21 protein-coding genes are annotated in these 26,276 nt (G+C 45.1%); 14 read left to right on the top strand and 7 right to left on the bottom strand.

The annotated features are described in order from the left end of the window. Positions 1-82 precede the first annotated feature (82 nt). Positions 83-1,264 (bottom strand): asparagine synthetase B, encoded by a 1,182-nt coding sequence (locus JHD69_RS05890; protein ID WP_199138327.1) that lies wholly within the window; start codon positions 1,262-1,264, stop codon positions 83-85. A 263-nt stretch (positions 1,265-1,527) separates the two neighbouring features. On the opposite strand from JHD69_RS05890, the gene JHD69_RS05885 reads away from it, so the two are divergent. Both JHD69_RS05885 and JHD69_RS05880 read left to right on the top strand, forming a co-directional pair. After that, a complete protein-coding gene (locus JHD69_RS05885; protein ID WP_199138282.1) occupies positions 1,528-1,986 on the top strand; it encodes a peptidylprolyl isomerase in 459 nt (152 codons plus the stop codon). 68 nt (positions 1,987-2,054) lie between these two features. Beyond that, complete coding sequence (locus JHD69_RS05880) at positions 2,055-2,597, top strand: DUF5606 family protein (protein WP_199138280.1); 543 nt, start codon at positions 2,055-2,057, stop codon at positions 2,595-2,597. A gap of 265 nt (positions 2,598-2,862) precedes the next feature. On the opposite strand, the gene JHD69_RS05875 is transcribed toward JHD69_RS05880, so the two are convergent. Genes JHD69_RS05875 through rlmH form a run of 3 tightly spaced genes read right to left on the bottom strand, consistent with a single transcriptional unit; the run spans position 2,863 to position 4,226 of the window. Further along, positions 2,863-3,000: a hypothetical protein gene (locus tag JHD69_RS05875; protein ID WP_199138278.1), complete on the bottom strand. Its 138-nt coding sequence runs from the start codon at positions 2,998-3,000 to the stop codon at positions 2,863-2,865. A gap of 49 nt (positions 3,001-3,049) precedes the next feature. Further along, positions 3,050-3,760: a tetratricopeptide repeat protein gene (locus JHD69_RS05870; RefSeq protein ID WP_199138276.1), complete on the bottom strand. Its 711-nt coding sequence runs from the start codon at positions 3,758-3,760 to the stop codon at positions 3,050-3,052. Further along, positions 3,753-4,226, bottom strand: a complete 474-nt coding sequence (gene rlmH / locus JHD69_RS05865) for a 23S rRNA (pseudouridine(1915)-N(3))-methyltransferase RlmH (RefSeq protein ID WP_199138274.1) — start codon at positions 4,224-4,226, stop codon at positions 3,753-3,755. Before rlmH ends, JHD69_RS05870 begins: the two co-directional genes overlap by 8 nt. A gap of 181 nt (positions 4,227-4,407) precedes the next feature. Between rlmH and JHD69_RS05860 the strand changes: the two genes are divergently transcribed. Then, positions 4,408-6,225 carry a MutS-related protein gene (locus JHD69_RS05860; RefSeq protein WP_199138272.1) on the top strand — a complete coding sequence of 606 codons (1,818 nt, stop codon included), beginning with the start codon at positions 4,408-4,410 and terminating at the stop codon, positions 6,223-6,225. On the opposite strand, the gene JHD69_RS05855 is transcribed toward JHD69_RS05860, so the two are convergent. After that, positions 6,222-8,762 carry a PKD domain-containing protein gene (locus JHD69_RS05855; RefSeq protein ID WP_199138270.1) on the bottom strand — a complete coding sequence of 847 codons (2,541 nt, stop codon included), beginning with the start codon at positions 8,760-8,762 and terminating at the stop codon, positions 6,222-6,224. The two genes, JHD69_RS05860 and JHD69_RS05855, sit on opposite strands and share 4 nt — an antisense overlap. Before the next feature lie 101 nt (positions 8,763-8,863). On the opposite strand from JHD69_RS05855, the gene JHD69_RS05850 reads away from it, so the two are divergent. The 7 genes from JHD69_RS05850 to JHD69_RS05820 all read left to right on the top strand — a co-directional run bounded on the left by JHD69_RS05850 (position 8,864) and on the right by JHD69_RS05820 (position 18,018). Continuing rightward, a complete protein-coding gene (locus tag JHD69_RS05850) occupies positions 8,864-10,201 on the top strand; it encodes a GH1 family beta-glucosidase (protein ID WP_199138268.1) in 1,338 nt (445 codons plus the stop codon). Between the two features lie 170 nt (positions 10,202-10,371). After that, positions 10,372-13,107: a DUF1553 domain-containing protein gene (locus JHD69_RS05845; RefSeq protein WP_199138266.1), complete on the top strand. Its 2,736-nt coding sequence runs from the start codon at positions 10,372-10,374 to the stop codon at positions 13,105-13,107. A 6-nt stretch (positions 13,108-13,113) separates the two neighbouring features. Then, on the top strand, positions 13,114-14,625 hold the full coding sequence (locus JHD69_RS05840) for a DUF1501 domain-containing protein (RefSeq protein WP_199138264.1): 1,512 nt from the start codon (positions 13,114-13,116) through the stop codon (positions 14,623-14,625). Between the two features lie 50 nt (positions 14,626-14,675). Beyond that, entirely contained in the window at positions 14,676-15,608 is a 933-nt protein-coding gene (locus tag JHD69_RS05835; protein WP_199138262.1) for a sugar phosphate isomerase/epimerase family protein, read from the top strand. A 1-nt stretch (position 15,609) separates the two neighbouring features. Then, entirely contained in the window at positions 15,610-17,013 is a 1,404-nt protein-coding gene (locus tag JHD69_RS05830) for a c-type cytochrome domain-containing protein (RefSeq protein WP_199138260.1), read from the top strand. Between the two features lie 354 nt (positions 17,014-17,367). Beyond that, on the top strand, positions 17,368-17,772 hold the full coding sequence (locus JHD69_RS05825; protein ID WP_199138258.1) for a hypothetical protein: 405 nt from the start codon (positions 17,368-17,370) through the stop codon (positions 17,770-17,772). 9 nt (positions 17,773-17,781) lie between these two features. After that, positions 17,782-18,018 carry a hypothetical protein gene (locus JHD69_RS05820; protein ID WP_199138255.1) on the top strand — a complete coding sequence of 79 codons (237 nt, stop codon included), beginning with the start codon at positions 17,782-17,784 and terminating at the stop codon, positions 18,016-18,018. A 148-nt stretch (positions 18,019-18,166) separates the two neighbouring features. Here the strand turns inward: JHD69_RS05820 and JHD69_RS05815 are convergent, their stop codons facing one another. Both JHD69_RS05815 and JHD69_RS05810 read right to left on the bottom strand, forming a co-directional pair. Next, complete coding sequence (locus JHD69_RS05815) at positions 18,167-20,449, bottom strand: aconitate hydratase (RefSeq protein ID WP_199138253.1); 2,283 nt, start codon at positions 20,447-20,449, stop codon at positions 18,167-18,169. 379 nt (positions 20,450-20,828) lie between these two features. Then, positions 20,829-21,509: a polysaccharide deacetylase family protein gene (locus JHD69_RS05810; RefSeq protein ID WP_199138251.1), complete on the bottom strand. Its 681-nt coding sequence runs from the start codon at positions 21,507-21,509 to the stop codon at positions 20,829-20,831. An 83-nt stretch (positions 21,510-21,592) separates the two neighbouring features. On the opposite strand from JHD69_RS05810, the gene JHD69_RS05805 reads away from it, so the two are divergent. From JHD69_RS05805 to JHD69_RS05790, 4 genes are all read left to right on the top strand, one after another. Then, positions 21,593-22,954, top strand: a complete 1,362-nt coding sequence (locus tag JHD69_RS05805) for a TolC family protein (RefSeq protein WP_199138249.1) — start codon at positions 21,593-21,595, stop codon at positions 22,952-22,954. 30 nt (positions 22,955-22,984) lie between these two features. Continuing rightward, on the top strand, positions 22,985-24,346 hold the full coding sequence (locus tag JHD69_RS05800) for an efflux RND transporter periplasmic adaptor subunit (RefSeq protein ID WP_199138247.1): 1,362 nt from the start codon (positions 22,985-22,987) through the stop codon (positions 24,344-24,346). Between the two features lie 132 nt (positions 24,347-24,478). Then, on the top strand, positions 24,479-25,477 hold the full coding sequence (locus JHD69_RS05795; RefSeq protein ID WP_199138245.1) for an NAD(P)H-dependent glycerol-3-phosphate dehydrogenase: 999 nt from the start codon (positions 24,479-24,481) through the stop codon (positions 25,475-25,477). A gap of 3 nt (positions 25,478-25,480) precedes the next feature. After that, the coding region (locus tag JHD69_RS05790; RefSeq protein ID WP_199138243.1) for an alpha/beta fold hydrolase at positions 25,481-26,276 on the top strand (796 nt) is incomplete at its 3' end.

The following is a 26,276-nucleotide window of genomic DNA, read 5'->3' as shown; positions in this document are numbered from 1 at the left end:
TGAGCTTTAAGCTTTTCAACTCGCAACTTGTAACTCGCAACCCACAACCCGTAACTCGCAACCCATAAGCCCTAACCGAAAGCTAGGTTTTCTGCGGCTTCTTTTTAGCAGCCGGAAAAAGCACGTTGTTCAAAATTAGGCGGTAGCCCGGCGAGTTGGGGTGCAGGCTCAGGTCGGTAGGCGGATCGTTTACCTGGTGCTGGTAATCTTCGGGGTCATGGCCTCCATAAAAGGTAAATTGCCCCTTTCCAATTTCGCCATGCAGGTAACGCACTTCTGCACCGCCTTTGTTTTCGCCCAAAATGGTAACGCTGGGTTTGATCAGGCTTTTCCTAAAGGCGGTCGTTTGGCCCATAAAACCTTTAATTACCTTATCGTGGTCTTGGGTAAGCATGGTTGGCACCAAATCCCATTTGGCCGAAAAATCGAATAGGGTAAAATAGTCGTTGCTTTCTGTAAAGGTGCGGGTTTGGGTGACGTCTATATCCGAAAACTCATAGCGTTCGGGGTTCAGGTCAATTTTAAAGTCCTTAAAGGCTACACAGTTGTTGTAATTGAGCTTTGACTGGGCATTGGCGTCGGTTCCATCGCCATCAAACATGCTTTCGGCAATATCAACGCCTTCGGCCGCCAGGGCAATATCAAAACTATCGGTGCCCGAGCACATGGCAAACAGAAAGCCTCCGCCTGCACAAAACTCCTTGATGCGCTTGGCTACGGCCAGTTTCATTTCCGATACTTTTTTAAAGCCGTTTCTCTTGGCCGCGGCCTCTTGGTATTTCACGTCTTCCTGGTACCAGGTGGCATTTCTAAAAGCATTCCAGAAGCGGCCATACTGACCGGTAAAATCTTCGTGGTGCAAGTGCAGCCAATCGTAGCTACTCAGCTTGTCTTTCAGGATTTCGTCGTCGTAGATTACATCGTAGGGGATTTCTGCATAGGTGAGTACCAGTGTTACCGCATCATCCCAAGGGAGTTTGCTTTTGGGCGAATAAACGGCGATTTTTGGCGCTTTTTCCAGCTTCACCATTTCCATGTTCACATCCGGATTGTTGATTTCGTTCAAAATGGCGGTTGCCTTTCCATCGGCAATTACCTCGTAAGAAACGCCGCGTATCTTGCATTCGTCTTCTATGGGCTTGGCATACTTCACCAAAAAACTTCCCCCGCGGTAGTTAAGCAACCAATCGACCTCTGCCTGTTGCTTAATGCTCCAATAGGCAATGCCATAGGCCTTAAGGTGGTTTTTTTGCCCTTCGTCCATATAAATGAGAATAGAAGAAGCCCGGCTTGCTACCGAAAACAGCAAAAGGCAAACGATCAGACGGAATTTATTTATAGCCATAAAGGATACTTGCTATGCGAATGTATATTTTTTGGAGGCTAATCTGAAATTATTACGTTGATAAAAACGTTAAAACAGCAGGTTTCATATCAATTTGGAATTTCTTTGGTACGATTTGTGGCTCAGGTATTAGGCTAATCGTTTCAATTTGTTAAATTTGTCTCTTCACAATAAATTATAAAATGAGCAAAGCAATAATAAAGACTGAAAAAGGTGATATGACCGTGGAGTTCTATGACAAAGATGCGCCGAATACTGTTGCCAACTTTAAGAAATTAGCCAGCGAAGGCTTTTATAATGGCGTTACCTTTCACCGTGTAATCCCGAATTTTGTTATCCAAGGTGGTTGCCCTAATTCTAAAGAAGGCGCAACCGGCATGCCAGGTACAGGCGGTCCGGGCTACAAAATCGATTGCGAGCTAAGCGGAGATAACCAATACCACGACCGTGGCGTATTGTCTATGGCACATGCCGGAAGGAATACTGGCGGATCGCAATTTTTTGTTTGCCACAGCAGAGACAATACTGCGCATTTAGACCGCAACCACACTTGTTTTGGCAAGGTGATTGAAAATGTAGACCTTGTTGACGACATTAGACAAGGCGATAGAATTTTATCAATTGAAGTTATAGAAGACTAGTACATAGTATAGCGTATTGAGTATAGAGAAAACGCTATACGCTATACGCTATACGCAATACAAAATATATGAACTTAAGAGGAATTGTAGCCGTATCTGGCAGACCGGGCTTGTTTAAGCTGGTTGGACAAAACAAAGTAGGCTACGTTTTAGAAAGCCTAGACGAACAAAAGTTAAAGATTGTAGCCAACATCTCTACGACCAAATTGGCTTCGTTAGAAGATATCACCATTTATGGCGAAGACGAAGAACTAAAACTGGTTGATGTATTGGCCAACATCGCGGCCAGCAAAAATGCAGTGCCTGATAGCAAGGCAGATGGCAAGGCTTTGCGTAGCTTCTTTTTAGAGGTAGCTCCGGGCCACGACCAAGAAAAGGTTTATGCTTCAGACATGAAGAAAATCCTAACCTGGTACCAGTTGCTTAAAGATTTGCCTTTGTTTACCGAAACCCCGGAAGGCGCGGAAGCAGATGCGCCAAAGGTGGAAGAAAAAGTAGAGAAAAAAGCCAAAGCGGCGCCTAAGGCCAAGCCAAGCAATGCCAAGGCACCAACTACCAAAACATCGGCGCCAGCCAAAAAGGCCAACATGACAAGCAAAAAAGGCGTTTAATTAACGTTTTTGAAAGTAAAAAGCACCATTCGAAAAGGATGGTGCTTTTTTTATGGGAATTTTGGCTGGTTATTTTTGTAGTCAAAATATTGACCATCAAAACTTGGCAGGATCGAATCTGGCCTTGATGAAAGGCGGGTTAAGGTTTCCAGGTTAAATGGCAAACAGTGGTATTGGTAAGTTGCTGGGCCGTCGAAAAATTCGAAGCCAAAAGCAGTAGAACCGAGAGTTTGAGCTTTTGCATTTGCCCGATGGCGTTTCATCCTTAATTAAAGAAATAATTATAGGCATACCAAGCTACCACCATTAGTATCAGAATGGTGATGGTAATGTTCATTATTTTTTTCTCTCTCGAATGATCGGTTCTAAACTTGTATTTTCTTTTATAATCGCTCGGTAACATAATGCCTCCTTTTTATTAAACGATGAAAAACCTAAAACATTTCCATAAACTATTTGCAATAAGCAACCAGCATTTGCTTGGCATTGGCATGGCCTAGCGTAATGGCTTTTTTAAAATCGGCACAAGCCTCTTCTTTTTGCTTGTTGTTCAGCCTGGCCAGCCCCCGGTTTACATAGCTGTTGGCATTTTCGGGATTGAGAGCAATGGCCTTCGAAAAATCGGCAGTGGCGCCTGCAAAATCTTTTTGGTAACCACGCAAAACCCCGCGTTGAAAATAAGCTTCCTCTTCCTTCGGATTGGCCTTTATGGCATTCTCGTAATCGGCAATGGCCAGTTTGTTGTTTTTGAGTTCTCTGTAGGCATTTCCTCTCACCAAATAAGCCGATGGGTAATCGTTATCAAGCTCGATTAATTGATGGAGATCAGCTACAGCGCCGGTAAAATCCCTAAGCATATATTTGGTGATGCCACGGCTGTAATATAGGATTTCGTTTTCGGGCGCAAACCTGATGGCCACTGTAAAATCGGCAAGTGCCAACTTGTAGTTGTTAAGGTCTTTATAGGCTAATCCGCGGTTAAAATAGTTTTTCCAGTCGGCAGAATCTAATTCAATGGCCTTGTTGTACGCTTCGATGGCACCCTTATAATCTTTTTGCCTTGATTTTTCCATGCCGGCATTAAAATGATCTAAACCCGATTCTTGCGCATGGACGCTTGCCAAGGCAAAAAGAGCAGCAAAAGCTAATAATAGGCTACGCATGATGGTATGGTTCGTTTTTGAGGATGGTAAAGGCACGGTACAATTGTTCTACAAAGAAAAGGCGTACCATTTGATGGGAGAATGTCATATCTGATAGCGAAACGCTGCCGTTTGAACGTTTGTAAATGCTCTCGTCAAAACCATAGGGGCCACCGATAATGAACACCAAGTGCTGTACGCTGCCGATCATCTGTTTGTTCAAGTACTCGGCAAAAGAAACCGAGCTGTGTTTTTTGCCCTTTTCGTCGAGCAGCATTACTACGTCGCCGGGGTTCAGCTGTTTGGCAATCAGTTCGGCCTCTTTGGTTTTCTGTTGGGCTTCGGTAAGATTTTTGGTGTTTTTGATGTCGGGAATAATGACAAAGTTAAAATTGATGTAGTGCTTTAAGCGGGTAAGGTATTTCTCTATACCTTCGATCAGGTATTTGTCTTCTGTTTTGCCAACTGCTAGTAGCGTTATTTTCATGGGTAAATAATTTTGAATGATTGAATGACCGGGTTTTGAATGGGGCATCCCGTTTCCTTCAATTTTTCAGCCTTCAGTTTCTTTATGCTTTAGGTTTTGGTCTTTCTTTATTCCATTCGCTCATTTATTTCTTCTCTCCAGGTTTCGTAGTATCTTAGCGCACAATCAAAAAACAAATATAATGTTAAAAAGCCAGCAAGAAATCGAAAATAAATATAAGTTGCGTGCCACCGCGCTTGTCGGAACCATCGATGGCCTCAAAAAGAGCATCGACAAATTGTCTATGGTGCGCATTGCATTATTGCTCGTAGAAATCGCATTTTTTGTTTTCTTTCTGCAATCGGCCAACGATACCGAGATGTTTTGGAGAGGGGCCTTGCTGGCGTTGCCGATAGCCGTTTTTATACTTGCCGTGAAGAAGCAAAATGCCCTCAGCAAAAACAAAGAGTATCTGAGCAATCTTTTATGGGTTTATGAAAACGAATTGACTTTATTAAGGGGCAATGAAAACAAATATGCGCACGGCGAAAACTTTAAAGACGAGAACCATGCCTACACCGCCGATTTGGATATTTTTGGAAGATCATCGCTTTTTGCCCTCCTTAACAGGTGCGTTACCAAAGTGGGTACTGAACGTTTGGCCCAAAGCCTAGCCTTCACCGATACCAAAGATGGCATCGTGGCCAGGCAGGAGGCTATTAGGGAAATGGCAAGCCATATCGACCGCACATTCGAGTTGAGGGCTAATTTAAAGGGGCACGACGTAAGTCAGATCGAACAGATCAAACAGAAACTGAAAGGCCCGCTGGCCGAGCAGCTCAAATTTACCAGGAATAAACCTTTGCGCTTGTATGTAAAGCTATTGCCATATGTGGCTTCGATTTTAACTCTGGCTGCCATTGTCATTGGCGGAAAGCTGTGGACCCTTTTAATGCTGATAGCCTTTATCAATGCCGCGCTTACTTTCGGCCAGGGCAAAAAAATCAATAAGGTATATTACGGCTTTAGCGGAGGCTCGGCATTGCTGAACGATTATGCCACTGCCATTAAATGGACAGAGGAAATCAATTGGCAAAGCAGCTATATCCGGTCTCTCTTCTCTTCTACAAAGCAGGTGAGCGCACAAATCAAAAAGCTGGCTCAAATTATTCAGGCCTTTGACGCCCGCTTGAACATTCTGCTTAGCGCTATCCTCAATTTTTTCTTTTTGTGGGATTTGGATTGTTGCATCAAGCTTGACCAGTGGAATACAACAGCCGAAGTAGAAAACGGATTGGATAGGATTGGCTATTTTGAAGAGCTTATTTCGATGGCTACTTTGGTACACAACGAACCGGCTTGGACTTTTCCGCTCATCGATGAAGGCTTTTCGCTATCGGCAACCGGGCTGGGCCATCCGCTGATTAAGCAGCAGGGCAGGGTGTATAACGATTACCAGCTTGAAGCACAAGCAACTGTCGACATTGTAACTGGCTCTAACATGGCCGGAAAAAGTACTTTTTTGCGAACAGTGGGTATCAATATGATCTTGGCCTATGCCGGTGCGCCGGTTTGTGCCAGCCAAATGCGCTTGTCTATCTTCAGGTTGGTTACCTATATGCGTATCGTAGATTCGCTAAAGGAAAGCACTTCTACCTTTAAGGCCGAGCTAAACCGGCTGAAAATGATTTTAAGCACTGTAAAAACTACCGAGAATGCCATGGTATTGATTGATGAAATGCTGCGCGGCACCAATAGCAGGGACAAGTACCTGGGCTCGAAGGTTTTTATTGAAAAGATGATTGAACTTCGGGTGCCGACGCTGTTTGCGACACACGATCTGCAGTTGTCTGAACTCCAGGTTATCTACGCGCAAACCGTAAGAAATTTCCATTTTGATATCCAGCTGGCGCATGGCGAAATGAGTTTCGACTATCAGCTTAAGCATGGTCCTTGCAGCACGTTTAATGCGGCTATCTTATTGAAAGAGATCGGGTTGGCACTCGATGAGCAGCATTAGCGGATCAAGGTGAGCGAGCCTGTATATTTTACATCCTGATTGGCGATGTTCTTGCCCATGATTACATAATAATAAACCCCAACTGGCACTGGTTTATCGTTGTAGGTGCCCTTCCAGTTTTCGAAAATGCTGGTGGTTTGGAAAAGGTTTTCGCCCAGCCTCGAATAAATAAAGAGGTGATACTTTTTAAGGTTGGTAATGCTCACCACAAATTCGTCGTTGGTGCCGTCGCCGTTGGGCGAAAAAGCATTGGGCACAAATAGGGAAGCATTTTTCAGGATCACCAAATCGCCCTTGGTTACCGAATTAGAGCAGCCTTCGTCGGCATAAGCCGTTAAGGTAATTTTAAACGTACCACTTTGGGTATAGGCATGGGTGGGATTGGCCAAGGTAGATTGGCTGCCATCGCCAAAATCCCAAAGGTAAGAGTCGGCATCTTTAGAGCTGTTGGTAAAAACGATAGGTAAGGGTGCCGAAAATTTGGCAGTGAATTGAGGCTCGGTGTTAAAAATGGCTTGAGGTATTTTGGCAATGGGCGGTACAACAAATTGGACGGCATCGCTTAGGCAGTCGCCGGCTTTAAGCACAATTTGGTAAACACCTGCTTGTTTAAAATCAGTTAATGGAACTTCCAGTTTGGCCGTGTTAGCCGTCAATCCATTGGGCCCTGTCCATTGATAGGTCACGCCATCTACTTCGTCAACTTCCAGCTTCATGACATCACCAATGCAAAATTTAGTTTGATTGGCACGAATTACCGGCGTAGCAGGTTTCAGCTGTACCTCTAATTGTTGCGAAATGCTTACCGAACAGCCATTGGCGTTTTGTACGGTTAAAGTAATGGTCTTGGTGCCTGTAGTATTGTAGGTTAGCAAGCCGTCGCTATTGCTAGTCGTAGTTAAGTTCTTTACGCCTGGGCCGACATCCCAAATAGCCGTGGTAAAATTAGTTGACAGATTAACCAGCGTAAAGTTCTGATTGGCTTGACAGGCGTTATTGACAACAATTTTAAACTGTGCTTCAGGTTTAAGGTAGATGGGAGGGATGCTGAGTGTCGTTGTTTGGCTAACGCAATCGCCAACCTGTACGTAAAGCTGATAATCGCCAGCGTTTTCTGGACCGGTAATTAAAATTTCAGGATTTTGTTGGTCTGAGGCAAAGCCATTTGGTCCTATCCAATGATAGCTGGCCAAATCGAGGTCCGGTGTGCGCAGTATTAAGGTTTCGCCAACACAGAGCTTGAGGGCCGAAGGCATAATGACAGGTGGTGAGGGCGTATTGGCCACCATAAACTTGACGGTACTAAACACGGTACAACCGTTGGCCCCTTGCGCCTCAAGTACAACCGCTTTTTCGCCTGGGGTAGTGTAGGTGATGTTAAAAGGACCTTCAGTATTGGCAGTGGCTATATTGGCGCCCTCGCCAAAAGTCCATTTTAAGGTATTATAATTAGATGAAAGACTGGTGAAGGTATAGCTTTGCTGAAATGTACAAGGGTTGATCTTGTCCATTTTAATCTCCGCTGTTGGTCCAACAAACTCGGTGGTGCCATCAAATTGGATATGGAAGCCATTGTTGCCTCCAGAAAAGTTGTCGATAATAAGCGCATAGTTATGCCCGGCTACCATATCTACGAACTTGACAAAGCCATTTTGGCCAGGCACACAGCCGGATTCTTCGCGCAGATCGGTTTCCGTTAAGCTCAACCCGGTTTGGTTATAGAAAGGCGTACAGGTAACGCCACTTCCAGAGGCACAACGAATGGCATTGGCGGCAGTAGCTTGGCTGCAATCGCCACCCGGTCCCAAATCATACAATACCCAATCAATATCATTGTTGCGGACAGTAGGTGTTATGGTGAAAGTAAAAGTGCCGTCTTTGCCTGCGGTCCACATGTACCAGGCCGAATTCGATTCGGTGCCTAAACAAGTTCCGGCGGTTTCCCTGTTGTTTAAACCTGCTCCGGTAACGTTGGTCTGGGTAAATTCTTCCATTTTGCAAAGGATAGAAACCGTACCACAATCCTGCCCGGGCTTAAGTGGCGCAAAGTAATTGTTAACGCAAAGCTTAAAAGTGCCCTCGGCATTCATGGCAGCGCTTACCCTGATGTAATAAACCGTTCCGGGAATTAGCCCACCTTTGGTAATGCTGGTTACATTGCTCGAAGTGAGCATATTGGTAGGGAGCTCGGCTGATGAATTGGTGGCCGGATCAAAAGTGTAAAGCGCTACTAGCGGATTAATCAGTGTATTTGTACTAGTGGCATTGTCTTTGCCGTTTACGGTAATGTTGACATCGAATTTGGTGGCCGTGAATTTGAACCATACATCCTTTCCAATGGCGCCGCTCCAATTCATCGGGACGCCTCTTGCAGTTGCGGTAGCCTCTATATTGCTATACTTGGCATCCTCGCTGCAAAAAGCATCGGTATTGGCGATGTTGACGGCTTTGTCTATTTCATCGTTCGGAGGCGCTGCGCGATAGGCATGCGCGCCCAAAGTGAGCAAACATAAACAGATGATAATCAAGCGCGTCATTTCATAAAAATAGAAAAAAAAGCTTTGTTTAGCCAATTCACAATTGTTAATATTAACTTAACAGGAATAATTGACCTTAGCAAAAATTAGCCAGTATAGAAATGTTTAAAGCCAGTGATTTTGGTCCTGATTTTTTATGGGGAGTTGCTACTGCGGCCGCGCAGATAGAGGGCGCCTCGAATACGTATGGCAAGGGTGCCTCTATTTGGGATACGTTTGCCAAGCGAACAGGCAAAATTAAAAAAGGCCACCAGCTTGATGTAGCCTGCGATTTTTACCATCGCTATCAGGAAGATATCGCCTTGGTAAAGACCCTGGGCTTTAAGGTTTTTCGCTTTTCTATCTCCTGGTCGCGGGTGTTGCCATTAGGCAAGGGACTGGTTAATGAAGAAGGCATCCGTTTTTACCATAACGTGATCGACGAATGCCTAAGCCAAGGACTTATTCCTTATGTTACGCTGTACCATTGGGACTTGCCCGAAACCTTGTCTCAACTAGGTGGCTGGACCGTATTTAGTATCAATGCCGATTTCAATGAATTTGTGATGCTTTGTGCCAAAACCTATGGCGACAAGGTTAAAAACTGGATTGTGATTAACGAGCCATTTGGCTTTACTTCGCTCGGCTATATGCTTGGCGTTCATGCCCCTGGCGAAACCGGACTAACCAATTTTTTGGCAGCGGCGCAGCATACGGCCATTGCGCAGGCAGATGGTGGCCATATTTTACGCGCCGAAGTGCCAAACGCGCGCATCGGAACCACCTTTTCCTGCTCAGAAATTATTCCTTACACAACTAGTGCCAACGATTTGCTAGCCGCTAAACGGGTTGATTGCCTAATGAACCGTTTGTTTATTGAACCGACTTTGGGCATGGGTTTTCCAACGGCCGATTGGGATGTGTTGGAGAAATTTGCCGTGAGCCACTCTACCTGGCGCCATGTTAAGCGCATGACATTCGATTTTGATTTTATCGGTCTGCAAAATTATTTCCCTTTGGTGATCCGGTACAATGCGTTTATTCCGGTTGTACAAGCCTGGGAGGTCAAAGCCAAGAACCGCAACAAACCCCATACGGCCATGGGCTGGGAAATTAACGCCGACAGCTTTTATAACATCATCAAACAATTTGCCGGCTACCCGAAAGTGAAGGAAATTATGATTACCGAAAACGGAGCTGCTTTTAACGATAAATTGACAGATGGCCATGTCCACGACGAAGACCGTATCGCTTTTTTTAAACTGTATTTAGAAGCTTTGCTCAAGGCCAAAAATGATGGCATTAACATTACAGGTTATATGGTGTGGACTCTGATGGATAATTTTGAATGGGCCGAAGGCTACCAGGCCAGGTTCGGCATTGTGCACAACGATTTCAAGACCCAGCAAAGAAGCATCAAAGACTCGGGCTATTGGTGGCAGAAATTCTTGGGTAATTAACTGCGGTTCCCAATAGTTAGGCTTACTTCGGCTTAGTCATCGTAAGATAGTCCATTTTTAGCGTAAGATATTATATTGTTGTAGTCTAAATTTCTCAGGATATTTAGGTATCTTCCTATACTGTTTTGTTTTTTACTTCGGTATAGCACTTTAACAACACGAAATTGTTTATGCTATCACAAAAAAAAATGCTTTTGGCCGCAGTTTTTGTAACGGCCACAGCCTTGGTTGCCTTCTCCTTGTTTTCTGCCGAAAAGCAGATTGATTTCAATGCGGATGTAAAGCCTATCCTCAACAAAAAATGCATCAGTTGCCATGGTGGCGTAAAGCAGCAGGGTGGCTTTAGCGTATTGTTTCGCGAAGAAGCCCTAGCAGCTACCAAAAGTGGCAAGCCTGCCATTGTTCCAGGTCATCCAGAGGAAAGCGAATTTATTAAACGCCTACAAACAGACGATCCTGAACAGCGGATGCCCTATAAACACGAGGCGTTGAGCAAAAACGAAATAGATATTTTAAGTGCCTGGGTTAAACAAGGTGCCAAATGGGGCAATCATTGGGCTTATGTGCCTGTAAAGCCGACACCTTTGCCTGATGTAGATAACAACTGGGTACGTAACGGCATCGATAAATTCATTTATGCCAAACTCGAAGAAAACAAACTCAAACCCTCGCCACAGGCCGATCGGGCTACCCTGTTGCGAAGGGTTAGCTTAGACCTGATCGGTACCTTGCCTTCAGAAAAACTGGCCAATTTGTACCTGAATGGCAAAGACGAAACAAAAGCCTATCAGTTGCTGGTTGATTCGCTGCTGGCTTCGTCGCGCTTTGGCGAGCGCTGGGCTTCCATGTGGCTCGATATCGCCCGGTACGCCGACACCAAAGGCTACGAATCAGATCCCAACCGTAACATTTGGGCCTACCGAGATTGGGTAATCAAGGCTTTTAACAGCGATATGCCCTATAATCAGTTTGTGACCGAACAGGTAGCCGGCGATTTGTTGCCTAATCCTACTGATGCGCAATATATCGCAACTGCTTTTAGCCGCAATACGCCAACCAACGACGAGGGCGGTACCAATAACGAAGAATTTCGCACCGCGGCGGTACTCGATAGGGTAAACGCAACTTGGGAAGGGCTCATGAGCACCACTTTTGCTTGTGTGCAGTGCCACAGCCATCCTTACGATCCTTTTAAGCACGACGAATACTACCAGTTCATGTCGTATTTTAACAATACCAGAGACGAAGACGTACCCGCAGAATATCCTTTGCTCAAACAATTTAACGATTCGCTGAGCCGCGAGCTGAAGCAACTCGAAAACTGGGTGGCCCAGGTAGCCACACCGCAAAGAGCCAAAGCCATCAGCCTGTTTCTAAAAACCGGACAGCCAGCTATTAACTCTACTACGGCCGATGAGCTGAAAAATGCGGTGATCGGCAATAACAACATCGCTTTGTTTTTTAAGAACAATGCCGTGGCCCGTTTAAAAGCGGTTGATTTGAACCAAGCAGATCAGCTGATTTTCAGGTACAATACCAATAAACCAGGAGGAAAGATGAGCCTCCATATCGATTCGCCAAACGGCCCCTTACTGGTTTCGTGGCCATTGGCTACAGGCCCGGGCTATCAAAATGTAGCTGTCGATTTTAAGATGCAGCACGGTATTCACGATGTGTACCTGAGCTACAGCAATCCTGCAATCAAAAATCCCGACGAGTTTACGGTCTTTTTCGATTGGTTTCATTTTGCCCCACAATTTCCAGGAAAAGGCCAGCCCGGCTACGTGGCTTATCAAAAAACTTTCAACAATTTGCTGAATGCCAACGTGCCTACTACACCGATTATGGTGGAAAACCCTATGGCTATGCGCCGCAAAAACTACGTGTTCGAACGTGGCGCCTGGACTTCAAAAGGCAAGGAAGTAAAGGAAGGTGTACCGCATTCGCTCGCTTTTGCCATGCCTAAAAATGCACCTAACAACAGAATGGGTTTGGCCATGTGGTTAACCGACAAGCGCAATCCCTTGGTATCGCGAACCATGGTTAACAGGCTTTGGGAACAGCTGTTTGGCACAGGCTTGGTCGAAACGCTCGAAGATATGGGCACGCAGGGCATGCCGCCAACACATCAGGAACTGCTTGACTATATGGCCTATCAGTTTATGAATTCCTACAACTGGAGCGTAAAAAAAATGCTCAGGGAAATGGTAATGACGGCCACTTACCGGCAGGATTCGAAAGTTTCGGAAGAGCTCAAGGAAAAAGACCTCTTCAATAAATTTTATGCGAGAGGAGCAAGGGTTAGGCTCAGTGCCGAACAGGTCCGCGATCAGGGTCTGGCCATTAGCGGGGTGCTCAGTGCCAAAATGTATGGTCCGCCAGTCATGCCTTGGCAACCTGAAGGCATTTGGTTTTCGCCCTACAATGGGGCCAAATGGATCAAAAGCAATGGCGAAGACCAGTATAGAAGGGGAATTTATACCTATTGGAAACGCACGGCCCCTTATCCATCGGCTATCGCTTTTGATGGGGCATCGCGCGTAGTGTGCAGTCCGAGGCGCATACGAACCAACACGCCTTTGCAAGCCCTGGTTACCCTCAACGATTCGGTTTATGTAGACATGGCCAGGCATTTCGCCTCGCGCATGCAGCAGTCGGGAGGTCGCAACATAGCCCATCAGATTGCACAAGGCTACTCGGTGATTTTGTATAAGCCTATTCCTGCCAACAGGTTAAAGGTATTTGAAGATTTATATGCCAAGGCGTTGGCAACCTTTAAAAAAGATACGAAGGCGGCTTCGGCATTAATCGGCGATAAACAACAAGCCGCGAAACCCGAATCCGCCGCCCTGGTATTGGTGGCCAATGCCATGCTCAATTTAGACGAAGTGGTAACCAAAAACTAAAGAAACATGACCAGAGACGAACTGAATGCCCATAGATTGGTTAAAGAAGCCCAAGAAGCTATGTTGAGCGGCTTAAGCCGAAGACATTTTTTAAAGGAAAGCGCCTTTGGACTAGGTGCATTGGCCATGGGTTCCTTATTGGGAAGTTGCGGTGGCCTGTTTAGCAAGCCACAAACCCAAATCAGCTATGATCCAGCCCATCCGCTATTGCCCAAGTCGCCGCCTTTTGTGGGCAAGGCCAGAAGCGTAATCTACCTGCACATGGCTGGTGCGCCTTCACAATTGGAATTATTCGATTACAAGCCCGAACTGATGAAAATGGATGGCCAGGATTGTCCGCCTTCGCTATTGGCCGGAAAGAAATTTGCTTTTATTACCGGTGTGCCCAAAATGCTGGGGCCACAGGCACAATTTGCCCAACATGGCCAAAGTGGCGCAACCATTAGCGAAAACCTGCCCCATTTTGCGACCATGGCCGATGAGGTTAGTTTCTTAAAAGCCGTTAAAACAGACCAGTTTAACCATGCGCCGGCTCAGTTGCTGGTGCACACGGGCAGTCCACGTTTGGGCAGGCCAAGCATTGGCAGCTGGGTAACTTACGGTTTGGGAACCGAAAATCAGAATTTGCCGGGTTATGTGGTGCTGACCAGCGGCGGCAGTTTTCCTGATGCAGGTAAGAGTGTTTGGGGCAGCGGGTTTTTGCCGTCTGTTTACCAAGGCGTACAGTGTAGAAGCGAAGGCGATCCGGTGTTGTTTATCAAAGATCCCGACGGAATGAACCGCGATTTGAGAAAAGCCTCTATCGAAGCCATTAACAAGGCCAACGAACAGCAATACCAAGAGTACAACGACCCGGAAATCCTATCGCGCATTGCACAATATGAAATGGCTTACCGCATGCAAATTGCCGCTCCGGAAGTCATGAACATTAACGACGAGCCAGCCTACATCCACGAAATGTACGGCACGCAACCGGGTAAGGCCTGCTTTGCCAATAATGTGTTGCTGGCGCGCAAACTGGTAGAAAAAGGCGTGCGCTACATTCAGCTGTTCGATTGGGGTTGGGATGCCCATGGCGATAATCCGACCAATTCGCTCAATATCGGCCTAAAAAATAAATGCAGGAGCATTGATAAGCCTATTACCGCCTTGCTGCTCGATTTGAAGCAAAGGGGCCTGTTGGAAGAAACCCTAGTGGTATGGGGCGGCGAATTTGGCCGTACACCGATGATGGAAAACCGCAATGGCGTACAGAACCCATTCAAAGGGAGAGACCACCATACCGAAGCTTTTACCATTTGGATGGCAGGCGGAGGCATCAAAAAAGGCTTTACCCATGGCGAAACCGACGAAATAGGTTATAGTGCCATCAGCGGCAAAGTTGATGCCTTCGATGTACAGGCCACCATCTTAAACCAACTTGGATTTAACCACGAAGAATTTACCTATCCGTTTCAGGGCAGGCCATTTAGGCTTACCGATGTGAGCGGCAAAGTAATCAATGAAATTATTGCTTAACCCAAAAATTATTCTTTCACTTACCTATTCAATCATTTTAACATCCAAACATGGCGCAAACCAGAAGAAACTTTTTAAAGCATACCACCGCATTAACGGCCGTAAGCCTGTTAAATCCGCTGGCCGAACTAGCTGCCCGTGAAATGCCTCGCATCGAGGCCAAAGCTGGCTATGAATTGCTGTTTATGCAAACCGATTGGGGTTTTGCCGGTAGTCGGGACGAATTTTGCGCTGCGGCTAAAAAAGAAGGCTACGAAGGTATAGAAGTCTGGTGGCCAGATAAAGCCGATGATCAAAAAGCATTGTTTGATGCCGTAAAAAAGCATAAGTTGCAAATAGGTTTCCTCTGTGCGGGCTATCAAGCCAATTTAACTGAGCATTTGGCGCTTTTCAAGAAAAACTTAGATGCCATTTGTGCCAATCCCTATCAGCAGCCGGTGTATGTCAATTGCCACTCGGGCAGGGATTATTTCACCTACGAGCAGAACAAACAATTTATCGATTATACCACGGCCAAAACAAAAGCCACGGGTATTCCCATTTATCACGAAACACACCGGAGCCGTATGCTATTTGCGGCCCACATCAGCAAGGATTTTGCCGAAAGAAACCCCGATTTGCGTTTAACACTCGATATTTCGCATTGGTGCAATGTGCACGAGAGCTTGCTGGCCGACCAGAAAGAAACGGTAGATTTCCTGTTGTCGCGTGCCGAACACATCCATTCGAGAATTGGCCATGCCGAAGGCCCCCAGGTAAACGATCCGAGGGCACCCGAATGGGAGAACGTGGTGAAGGCACACCTGGCTTGGTGGGACAAAATCATCGAACGTAAAAAGCGACAAGGCGAACGCATGACCATTCTTACCGAATTTGGACCTGTAGATTACATGCCCGCCTTGCCCTATACCCGCCAACCCTTGGCCGATCAATGGGCTATTAATGTGTACATGATGAATTTGTTAAGGAAAAGATACCAGTAGCATGCTCGAATTATTAGGTCGTTTTCACCCCGTATTGGTGCATTTGCCCATCGGAATTTTATTAATCGCGTGTCTTTTCCTGTTGCTGAGCCTAAGTCCGAAATTCGAAACGTTAAAGCCTGCCATCGGCATTACGTTGTTTTTGGGCATGCTAGGTGCAGTGTTTTCTTGCATCACCGGTTATTTGTTGGCCCAAAGTGGCGATTATGATGGCAAATTGGTTGGCAATCATCAATGGATGGGTATCGCTACGGCGGTGATTTCGCTGCTGTTGCTGCTCGTTCACAAATATGCCAAATCCAACAAGATTTCGGGCATTACGGCTTTGGCGCTTATCGTGTTGATTTCTATTACCGGGCACTTGGGAGGCTCATTAACCCACGGTTCCGATTACTTATCGGCTCCGTTAAAAGAAGGCGGATCAAAAAACACGGCCGCCATTCCGCCGATTCCAAATATCCAAGAAGCATTGATTTACGAAGCCGCCGTTCAGCCCTTGCTTAAAAATAGATGCTACAGCTGCCATGGCAGCGAAAAACAAAAAGGCAAGTTAAGGCTCGATGCACAAGAGTTTATTTTAAAAGGAGGAGAAGGTGGTCATACAGTTGTACCGGGCAAAGCCGATGAAAGTGAATTGATCAAACGCCTACTGTTGCCTATCAGCAATGAAGACCACATGGCGCCTAAAGAAAAACCGCAATTAACAGCCAATGAAATAGAGCTTTTAAAATGGTGGATCAATAATGGAGCCCCGTTTAACAAGAAAGTTAAAGAGTTGAGCCAACCCGAAAACATCAAACCAATTTTGCTCGCCCTCCAAAAAGGGACTGCAACCACTTCCGAAAATAAACTGAGCCTTATTCCGGAGAAAGAAGTAGGTGCTGCAGAGGAGAGAGCACTGAAAACTTTGAAAAATGCCGGTATAATGGTTGTTCCGGTAGCCCAAAACAGTAATTATTTAAGCGCCAATTTTATCAATGCGGTTTCGCTGGCCGATACGGTAATGGACAAGATCAAGGCCATTAAAAAGCAACTGATCTGGGTAAAGCTTGATCATCCTTTAGCCAACGATGCCACTTTAAAAGGTTTGAAAGATTGCAAAAACATTAGCCGATTAAGTCTGAACAATAGCAAAATTACCGACGCTGGTTTGGCCAATCTAAAATCGTTAGATCAGCTACAATCTTTGAGTCTGGTAGGTACAAAAGTAACGGCAAAAGGCGTGGCACAACTCAGCGGACTTAAAAAACTACAGTATATCTATCTTTACCAAACACAGGTACAGCGAACCGATTGGAACAGCCTCAAAAAAACATTTCCCAAGGTAAAGATTGATTCAGGTAATTACCAGGTGCCAACCTTGCCAAAAGATACTACTGAAGTTAAAGTGGTGGTTAAGAATTAAACAGTTTTCATCATGTCCATTGGGTTATCGATAGAAATCGAAAAACTGTCGGGGCAAAGCAATTGCGATGCTGCTACAGAGTGGGCATTACGGCTATTGCGAAAAGGCTTGTGGCGGTCCGGCAGAATACATTGCCTTCAACAAGGAAATTAGATATAGAACTGTTCCCTAAAAAAGTAGCGCTCTATAAACCAAAAGCAAAAGCCTTTAATGTGAAATGGCATGTAACGTCTGATGGTAGCCTGCATTGAGGGCAAAGCGAAGCTGATTTACAACAATTAAAATATATTAGCCGATAACGGCAATCTGAATTACTTTACATAACTTGAGGTTTATGTTTTTAATGGTGTAATTATGAAATATCCTTTGTTAAAAAACTTCTATCTTGGAGCCTTTTTGATGTTTTTGCTTGCTTTGGCAAGTTGCGAAGAAAAAGATTTTCAGGGATCAAGGAGCAATGACGAAGCCGATTTGGACAGGCTAAAAATAGAAGTCGAAAAATTTTCGGGCCAAAGGGATTGCGATGGCAACACCGAATGGGGCATTTTAGCAATGACATCAAGTTCTTGTAATGGACCGATTGGATATATCGCCTACGATAAGAAGGTGGATGTACAGGAATTAATTAAAAAGATCGCCGGTTATGTGAGAAAAAAAGAAGCTTTTGATGTGAAATGGAATAAAGGGCCAATGTGCCCCATGATTGTTTTGCCCAAAAGTGTGGCCTGTGTTGACGGCAAAGCGAAGTTAGTTTATTAACTTTGTAGTATGGACGATAAAATTGTAGTTTATAAAACTTTCGAAAGCCCAATGGAGGCCAACATTGTAGCCGCTAAATTAAAGGATGCCGGATTTAACTGTTTCCTTACCGGCGAAAACGCAGCTTTGGTTTATCCTGTATTTGACACTTCAATCAGTGGTATTCAATTGCACGTATTTGAAAACGAAGTACAAGCCATAACCGAATTTTTGAACAATACCGATACATTAACAGAAGAAGAGTAATGGCTAGTCCATGGTAAATGGATACAATACAAACATCCTATAAAAAAATCCCGTTTCGATTTCGAAACGGGATTTTTTATGAATATCAGCTATCCAGACGGAGGTTTTCAAGCTTATGACCTTAACCTTCCGCCTTCAACCTTTAGTATCAGGCTTGCGCCGCTTTAGCGGCCGCTTCTCTACGGATAATGTTCAAGGCGCCACCAGCTTTAAACCAATCAATTTGTTGGGCATTATAGCTGTGGTTAACCGTAATGGTTTCTTGTGTGCCATCTGCATGGTGCAATACCATTTGTAAAGGAACATTAGGCGCAAACGTAGTCAAGCCAATAATATCTAAGGTATCGTCTTCTTTAATTTTATCGTAATCTTCTTTATTGGCGAAGGTTAAAGCCAACATACCTTGTTTTTTCAAATTGGTTTCGTGTATACGGGCAAAAGATTTTACCAATACGGCACGAACACCCAAGTGGCGTGGCTCCATGGCCGCGTGCTCACGTGACGAACCTTCGCCATAGTTTTCATCGCCCACCACTACCGAGCCTAAACCCGCAGCTTTGTAAGCACGTTGGGTAGCTGGTACCGGACCATATTCGCCGGTCAATTCGTTTTTAACGCTGTCTGTCTTGTCGTTAAAATAGTTTACCGCACCGATCAACATATTGTTCGAAATGTTGTCTAAGTGGCCTCTAAATTTCAACCACGGACCAGCCATGGAAATATGGTCGGTTGTACATTTGCCTTTGGCTTTGATCAGCAATTTCAGGCCTTTCAGGTCGGTACCTTCCCAAGCCGCAAAAGGATCTAACAATTGCAAACGGTGCGAAGTTGGCGAAACCAAAACCTGAACGCTGGAACCATCTTCGGCAGGCGCCTGATAACCGGCATCATCAACTGCGAAGCCTTTGGTTGGCAATTCCCAACCGGTAGGTTCATCTAGTTTTACTTGTTCGCCTTTATCGTTGGTGAGGGTATCGGTTAATGGGTTGAAGCCCAAGTCGCCGGCAATAGCCAAAGCGGCTACGATTTCTGGCGAGGTTACAAAAGCAAAAGTATTCGGGTTGCCATCGGCACGTTTAGCAAAGTTTCTGTTAAACGAGTGTACAATGGTGTTTTTTTCTTGTTTTTCGGCACCTACACGATCCCACATCCCGATGCACGGGCCACAGGCGTTGGTGAAAATGGTGGCGTCAAGATTCTCGAAAGTAGCCAATAAGCCATCGCGGTTAGCAGTGTAGCGTACTTGTTCAGAACCTGGATTGATCCCAAATTCAGCTTTTTTGGCCAAGCCCTTGTCAATTGCCTGTTGGGCAATAGAAGCTGCGCGCGACAAATCTTCGTACGAAGAGTTGGTGCAAGAACCGATCAAGCCCCACTCAACCTTGGTTGGCCAGCCATTGGCGGCGGCCACTTCTTTCATCTGCGAAATAGGGGTAGCCAAATCTGGTGTAAAGGGACCGTTCAAATAAGGCTCCAATTCAGATAGGTTGATTTCGATCAATTGATCAAAGTATTTCTCCGGATCGGCGTAAACTTCTGGGTCGCCGGTTAAGTAAGAGGCAATGCCATTGGCCAAATCGGCCACTTCTGCACGGTTGGTTGCGCGTAAATAACGCTCCATGCTGGCATCGTAGCCAAAGGTAGAGGTGGTAGCGCCAATTTCGGCACCCATGTTACAAATGGTGCCTTTGCCGGTACAGCTCAGGTTTTCTGCGCCGTCGCCAAAATATTCAACAATAGCTCCGGTACCACCTTTTACGGTTAAGATACCCGCTACTTTTAAAATCACATCTTTGGCCGAAGTCCAGCCACTTAATTTGCCGGTTAGTTTTACACCGATCAATTTAGGGAATTTAAGCTCCCAAGGCAATCCGGCCATCACATCGCAGGCATCGGCACCGCCAACACCAATGGCCACCATGCCCAAACCACCGGCGTTTACCGTATGGCTATCGGTACCGATCATCATACCGCCCGGGAAGGCGTAGTTTTCTAAAACCACTTGGTGGATGATCCCAGCACCTGGTTTCCAGAAACCAATGCCGTATTTGTTAGATACTGATGACAAGAAATCGAAAACTTCGGCACTTTCAGTTTTTGCGTGAGGCAAATCGATCTCGGCACCCGATTTTGCGGTAATCAAGTGGTCGCAGTGTACCGTAGAAGGCACGGCAACTTTTGGTCTGCCGGCTTGCATAAACTGCAAAAGCGCCATTTGCGCCGTCGCATCCTGCATCGCTACCCTGTCTGGAGCAAAGTCTACATAATCGGTACCGCGAACAAATGCCGTATTGGCATTGCCGTCCCAAAGGTGTGCGTATAATATTTTTTCTGAAAGTGTTAAAGGCCTGCCAACTACTTTACGGGCCGCTTCTACACGACTGCCAAAGTTTGCATACACCTTTTTAATCATTTCTATATCAAAAGCCATTGATAATTGGTGTTAAAAGGTAATCTATTCGTCTAATTGGTAGCGAATTTACAAAAAAAATAGGCTTAAAGATATCATCTGTATCTCCTAATATTATTTGGAAATGTTCTAAATAATGTAGGAGCTGAAGGTGTAGGGCTGAAGGTGGAAAATCGAAGGCTGGGCCACTGCCATCTCGATGCCTGATGCGCCTTACTGGCGTATTTCTCCAAAGTCAATGACGAATGGTGCGGTTCTCAATAGAGTTACTGTCCATTATCGAACGTTTTTGTGCATTTATGAACAGTAGATTAAAGTGTTTATGGGTTAATCTATTGTAATTCAGTTTGTTGAGCACGTGTTTTTGCTTTGGCATAAACTTGGCTCTGGGCTGTATGCTTCATAGCGTACCAAATTGGTAACCTTTATCGCTCAAATACTGGATGGTTTTGGGTAAAGCGTATTGTAAACGGTCAAAGGCTTTTAAACTGTCGTGAAAAACAATGATGGCCCCGTTTTTTGTATGGCGGATTACATTTTGATAGCATTTGTCGGGGCTTAGCGTAACATCGAAATCGCCACTCAGCACATCCCACATTACAATTTGCAATTGGCGGCTGGTGGTTTGAGATTCTCCAGCTGAAGACTGCGAACCAGAAACTGTAAACCGGGAACTCTTAGCCAAAGCTTGTATCTTGCCGATCTGGCTCTTTTTGATCCTGCCGTAAGGCGGCCTGAAAAGATAGGTCTGGGTAAGTTGCTGGCACTGCAGCCAATTGTCAATGTAGGTTTTGTCGTCGGTTTCCCAACCTTTTAAATGGTTAAAGGTATGGTTTCCTATGGCGTGGCCTTCGTTTTTAAGACGCTCAAAAATAGCGGGATGCTTTATAATATTGTCGCCAATACAAAAGAAAGTGGCCTTTATGCCGTAGCTTTTTAAAGTATTTAATACAAAGTCTGTAACATTGGGTATGGGTCCGTCGTCAAAGGTTAAATAAACAGTTTTTTCCGAGCGGGACTTGTTCCATGTTAAAGATGGGTAATACCATTTGAGTAGGAGTGGAGATTTAACCAGGTACATGTCCAAAAGTAAACATTTAGGCTGTACTTAAAAATTTACAAAATTCGATTAATTGTTTATTTATTATTGTGAAACAAATTTTTATGAAACAAGTTGCCAATTACAGCTCTTTAGCAAAGCTTACTTTTATTTTCTCCTTCGCCGCTATGCTTGGACTGGGCCAAAAAGCCGCTTCTCAAGAAGTGATTACGATTAAGCAGGCGGTAGAAAATACCCTAAAGAACAACCTTCAGGTTAAACAGTCGCAATTTACAGAGAGCTTATCCGACGTAACTTTAAAGCAATCTAAATTGGCATTATATCCAACTTTAAATGCTGGCGTTAATCAAAACATGGGTTGGGGACGTAACCAGGTGGCATCGGGTTTGTACCTGAATACCCAAAACTACAACTTGGGCGCAAGTGTAAGCACTGGCGTAGACCTGTTTAGCGGTTTTGCTAAGCTGAACCAAATCAAACAGAACAAATTGTTGCTGGATGCCGATAAAACCAATACCGAAAAAATAAAGAACGATTTGATTTTGCAGGTTATTACAGCCTACCTGCAGATTTTGTATAATAAAGATTTCCTAAAAACTGCCGAAGACCAACTCACGGTTGCCAAGCAACAGCTTAACCAGCAACAGCAATTGTTGGATGTAGGCAACAAAACCCTAGCCGATTTGTCGCAAGCCAAATCGCAGGTGGCAACGGCAGAGCTGAATGTAACCAGTGCACTCAATACCTTGTCTATTTCGTACCTGACCTTGGCACAGCTGATGGATATTCCTTCATCAACCAAATATGATGTACAGGCACCTGCCATCGAAAGCTTTACCCAGCCAGGTACCGATTTCGATGCGGAAGGCATTTACCAAAAAGCATTGAATAACTTTCCTGATGTTAAATTAGGTCAGCAAAGAACAGCGGCTGCCAAAATCGGCGTCGATGTAGCCAAAGGCAATTTATATCCGCGTTTATCACTCAGTGGCAGTTACGGCACAAGCTATTTCTACAACTACAACTCGACCTTGCCAAACGATACTTTTAAAGAACAGCTGAAAAACAACATTTCTAAAGGCGTAGGCTTAAACCTGTCTATTCCCATCTTTAATGGCCTGCAAGCCAAATACAGCGTAAAAAGGGCCCGTATCAACCTGATGCAGACCGAAACGCAGGAACAATTGACTAAAAATAACCTCAATAAGGTAATTTATCAGGCGGTTGCCGATTTAAAAGCTGCGCAAAGCCGTTACGAATCGACGACCAATGCTTTCCAGGCCCAAAAAGATGCCTATTATGTCATTGAGCAACGCTACAATGTAGGTTTGGTGAACTCGCTTGACTACAGCACCGCTTTAACCAATAAAAACAAAGCCGAAATAGATATGATCCAGGCTAAATACGACTTGTTGTTCAGGTCGAAGGTGATCGACTATTATTTGGGCAAACAGATTATATTTTAACCCGAAAACAAACATTACTTATCCATAATTATGAAACTTAAGCACATTTTAATTGGCGTCGGTATATTAATTGTACTCATTGCAGTAGCAAAAATGACCGGCCTTATTGGTGGAAAACAAATCGAAAAGGTAACCGTAGAGAAAGCAGGCGACAAAAAAGTTGTTGAAACCGTAACCGCTAGTGGCAAAATACAGCCCGAAGTAGAAGTTAAATTGAGCTCTGAAGTTTCTGGAGAGGTAACCGAACTTTTGGTAAAAGAAGGCGACGTCGTTAAAAAAGGCCAGTTGCTTTGTAAAGTAAGGCCAGACGTATTGCAATCGGGCTATGAAAGAGCAGTAGCTTCTTACAGTTCTCAAAAGGCTAGGGTAGCTTCGGCACAACAGTCCTTAGCACAAAGCGAAGCCAATTTTGCAAATATTGAAGCCACTTACAAGCGAAACGTAGAACTGTACAATAAAAAAGTAATCTCAGCATCAGAATTCGATGCAGCCAAAGCTTCTTATCTGTCCGCCAAAGCTTTGTTGGCAAGTGCAAGAGAGGCTGTTACTGGTGCTAAATTTGATTTAGAGCAATCAGGTGCAAACGTCAAAGAGGCGGGAGCCAATTTAGCCAAAACAACAATTTACTCACCGGTTGACGGGGTAGTTTCTAAACTTTCTATCGAGTTGGGCGACCGTATTTTGGGTACATCTCAAAATGCTGGTACCGAAATCATGCGTATATCTAACCTCAATACCATGGAAGTTAACGTTGATGTGAACGAAAACGACATCAACCGCGTAAATGTAGGCGATAGCGCCATAGTTGAGGTTGATGCCTTTGCCGACAAGAAATTCAAAGGTGTGGTAACAGAAATTGCCAGTTCGTCAACCAGTGTAGGTACCGCAACTTCTTCATCGGTAGACCAGGTGACCAACTTTTCTGTTAAAGTGCGTTTGCTGCCCGATTCGTACAGCCAAGTAAAAGGCGGTGCCAAAGATTTGCCTTCGCCATTCAGACCAGGACTTTCGGCTACGGTTGATATCGAAAGCGAATCGGTAACCGGTTTGGCCGTTCCAATCCAAGCGGTATTTACTGCCGATAAAGATAAATCGGCAGATCCGATGACCAGTGGCAACGACCAGAACGCAGATAAGCAAAAAGCCAAGCTCAACGATAAAAAGGTAAAACAATATGTATACCTTTTTGATAGCAAAACCAGCACGGTTAAAAAGACCGAGGTGACAACGGGCATCCAAAACGATCAGTATATCATCGTCAAATCGGGCCTTAAAGCCAACCAGGAAATTGTTTCAGGTCCTTACTCGGCCATTCAAAACAAGTTGTCTGACGGATTGAAGGTAGAGAAAACCACTAAGGATAAGCTATTTAGCGCCGACGGGAAAAAGTAAGTTCCCAAACTCGCAATAATTAGGTATTTTTGAAAAAGATAAGGTTTAAAGTAAGTGCATGAGGCATTTACTTTAAACCTTTTGTCTTTAGCACAGTTTTGCTTAAGTTCGTTAGATAACTTTTAATCGCTTATGATACCTAAAATTGCAATGATTGGTGGCGGAAGCTGGGCAACAGCTATCATTAAGATGCTGTCTGATAACTTCTCGGAAAAGGAAATTTTCTGGTGGATGCGCAATGAAGAAGCCATCGCCCATATCAAGGCGTTTAAACATAACCCCAACTACCTCAGTTCTGTCGAGATCAAGGTGCCTGCCAACAATATTTCGGCCGATATCCATGCCATTATCAAACAGGCAGACTACCTGGTGCTCAATGTGCCTGCAGCTTTTTTAAAGGAAAGCCTAAAAGGCGTAAGTCCGGCCGATTTGAAAGGCAAGAAAATCGTATCGGCCATCAAGGGAATTGTGCCCGATGAAAACCTCATCATCGGCGAATTTATGCACCAGAAGTTCGAAGTGCCGTTAAACGATATTTTAGTGATCAGTGGGCCTTGCCATGCCGAAGAGGTGGCGCTCGAAAAGCTATCGTACTTGACCATTGCCAGCACCGATGTGGCACAAGCCGATTATTTTGCCAAGCTGTTGGGTACCAGGTATATCAAAACCAATGTATCTGACGATATTTTCGGAACAGAATATGCGGCGGTTTTGAAGAATATTTATGCGGTGGCCAGCGGCATTTGCCATGGCGTAGGTTATGGCGATAATTTTCAGGCCGTGCTCATCTCCAATGCCATTCGAGAAATCAAGGATTTTGTAGATGCCGTGCATCCCATTGACCGCGATATCAAAGAATCGGCCTATCTGGGCGATTTATTGGTAACGGCCTACTCGCAGTTTAGCCGCAACCGTACTTTTGGCAACATGATTGGCAAGGGCTATACCGTAAAATCGGCCCAACTCGAAATGAATATGGTGGCCGAGGGCTATTATGCATCGAGTTGCATGCACCACATCAACAAAAAATACAAGGTAGACATGCCTATTGCCAGGGCAGTATATGCGGTTTTGTACGAAAAGCACTCGCCAAATATCGAAATGCGCCTGCTTACCGAGAAACTGAACTAAAATATGCCTTTTTTTAACACCGGATCAAGCCGTCTGTATTACCACGAGTATGGAAACGGTCAGGAAGTCTTGCTGGCCTTTCATGGTTTTGGCATGCGTGGTACCCAATTTAAGGTGCTTGAAGAAGCTTTCGGCCAAAAATATCGCATCATTAGTTTCGATCTGTTTTTTCATGGTCAAACGTGCCTTAACGATAATTCGGTTCATCAAATCCGAAAAGGGGTGAATGCCAAGGAATTTGCCTCCCATATCGATCAGTTTATTGATTCCGAATTTCCCCAGACTGAAAAAGTAGCTTTGTTATCTTATAGCCTCGGTACTAGGATGGCCCTTTGTTTAATCGACAACCTGCCACATCGGATTTCGGCTGCCTATCTGATAGCACCTGATGGCATAGAGCCCAATAGGCTGTTGATGCTTGGCGGGACCAATTTTATGGTGAACAGGATTTTTCACCAATTGGTGTACAGTCCCAAAATAGTTGCCTTTTGCTTAAGTCTGCTATTGAGGCTTAATTACGTTGACGAAGCCCTCCATCGGATATTGAAGGCAGAATTTGGCACAACCGAAACAAGGCTTACCTGTTACAATACCATTACCTATTACGCACAGCTCAAGTTTAGTCGCAAACGCATTGCCCAAGCAATCAATACGCACAACATCGACTGTCTCTTATACACATCTGACGCTGCCGACGAACCACGACATGGGTGGTGGTGGGGGGGGGGGGGGGGGTGGAGGGGGGGGGGGGGGGGGGGGGGGGGGGGGGGGGGGGGGGGGGGGGGGGGGGGGGGGGGGG

The organism is Pedobacter sp. ASV12, from assembly GCF_016429155.1.
Lineage (GTDB): Bacteria > Bacteroidota > Bacteroidia > Sphingobacteriales > Sphingobacteriaceae > Pedobacter.
This window is presented reverse-complemented; position numbering and strand designations above follow the sequence as displayed.

Bases quoted from the DNA above. Each gene is read 5' to 3' on its own strand.
- JHD69_RS05890 (WP_199138327.1), bottom strand. From the start codon at position 1,264: ATGGACGAAGGGCAAAAAAACCACCTTAAGGCCTATGGCATTGCCTAT.
- JHD69_RS05885 (WP_199138282.1), top strand. From the start codon at position 1,528: ATGAGCAAAGCAATAATAAAGACTGAAAAAGGTGATATGACCGTGGAG.
- JHD69_RS05880 (WP_199138280.1), top strand. From the start codon at position 2,055: ATGAACTTAAGAGGAATTGTAGCCGTATCTGGCAGACCGGGCTTGTTT.
- JHD69_RS05875 (WP_199138278.1), bottom strand. From the start codon at position 3,000: ATGTTACCGAGCGATTATAAAAGAAAATACAAGTTTAGAACCGATCAT.
- JHD69_RS05870 (WP_199138276.1), bottom strand. From the start codon at position 3,760: ATGCGTAGCCTATTATTAGCTTTTGCTGCTCTTTTTGCCTTGGCAAGC.
- rlmH (WP_199138274.1), bottom strand. From the start codon at position 4,226: ATGAAAATAACGCTACTAGCAGTTGGCAAAACAGAAGACAAATACCTG.
- JHD69_RS05860 (WP_199138272.1), top strand. From the start codon at position 4,408: ATGTTAAAAAGCCAGCAAGAAATCGAAAATAAATATAAGTTGCGTGCC.
- JHD69_RS05855 (WP_199138270.1), bottom strand. From the start codon at position 8,762: ATGACGCGCTTGATTATCATCTGTTTATGTTTGCTCACTTTGGGCGCG.
- JHD69_RS05850 (WP_199138268.1), top strand. From the start codon at position 8,864: ATGTTTAAAGCCAGTGATTTTGGTCCTGATTTTTTATGGGGAGTTGCT.
- JHD69_RS05845 (WP_199138266.1), top strand. From the start codon at position 10,372: ATGCTATCACAAAAAAAAATGCTTTTGGCCGCAGTTTTTGTAACGGCC.
- JHD69_RS05840 (WP_199138264.1), top strand. From the start codon at position 13,114: ATGACCAGAGACGAACTGAATGCCCATAGATTGGTTAAAGAAGCCCAA.
- JHD69_RS05835 (WP_199138262.1), top strand. From the start codon at position 14,676: ATGGCGCAAACCAGAAGAAACTTTTTAAAGCATACCACCGCATTAACG.
- JHD69_RS05830 (WP_199138260.1), top strand. From the start codon at position 15,610: ATGCTCGAATTATTAGGTCGTTTTCACCCCGTATTGGTGCATTTGCCC.
- JHD69_RS05825 (WP_199138258.1), top strand. From the start codon at position 17,368: ATGAAATATCCTTTGTTAAAAAACTTCTATCTTGGAGCCTTTTTGATG.
- JHD69_RS05820 (WP_199138255.1), top strand. From the start codon at position 17,782: ATGGACGATAAAATTGTAGTTTATAAAACTTTCGAAAGCCCAATGGAG.
- JHD69_RS05815 (WP_199138253.1), bottom strand. From the start codon at position 20,449: ATGGCTTTTGATATAGAAATGATTAAAAAGGTGTATGCAAACTTTGGC.
- JHD69_RS05810 (WP_199138251.1), bottom strand. From the start codon at position 21,509: ATGTACCTGGTTAAATCTCCACTCCTACTCAAATGGTATTACCCATCT.
- JHD69_RS05805 (WP_199138249.1), top strand. From the start codon at position 21,593: ATGAAACAAGTTGCCAATTACAGCTCTTTAGCAAAGCTTACTTTTATT.
- JHD69_RS05800 (WP_199138247.1), top strand. From the start codon at position 22,985: ATGAAACTTAAGCACATTTTAATTGGCGTCGGTATATTAATTGTACTC.
- JHD69_RS05795 (WP_199138245.1), top strand. From the start codon at position 24,479: ATGATACCTAAAATTGCAATGATTGGTGGCGGAAGCTGGGCAACAGCT.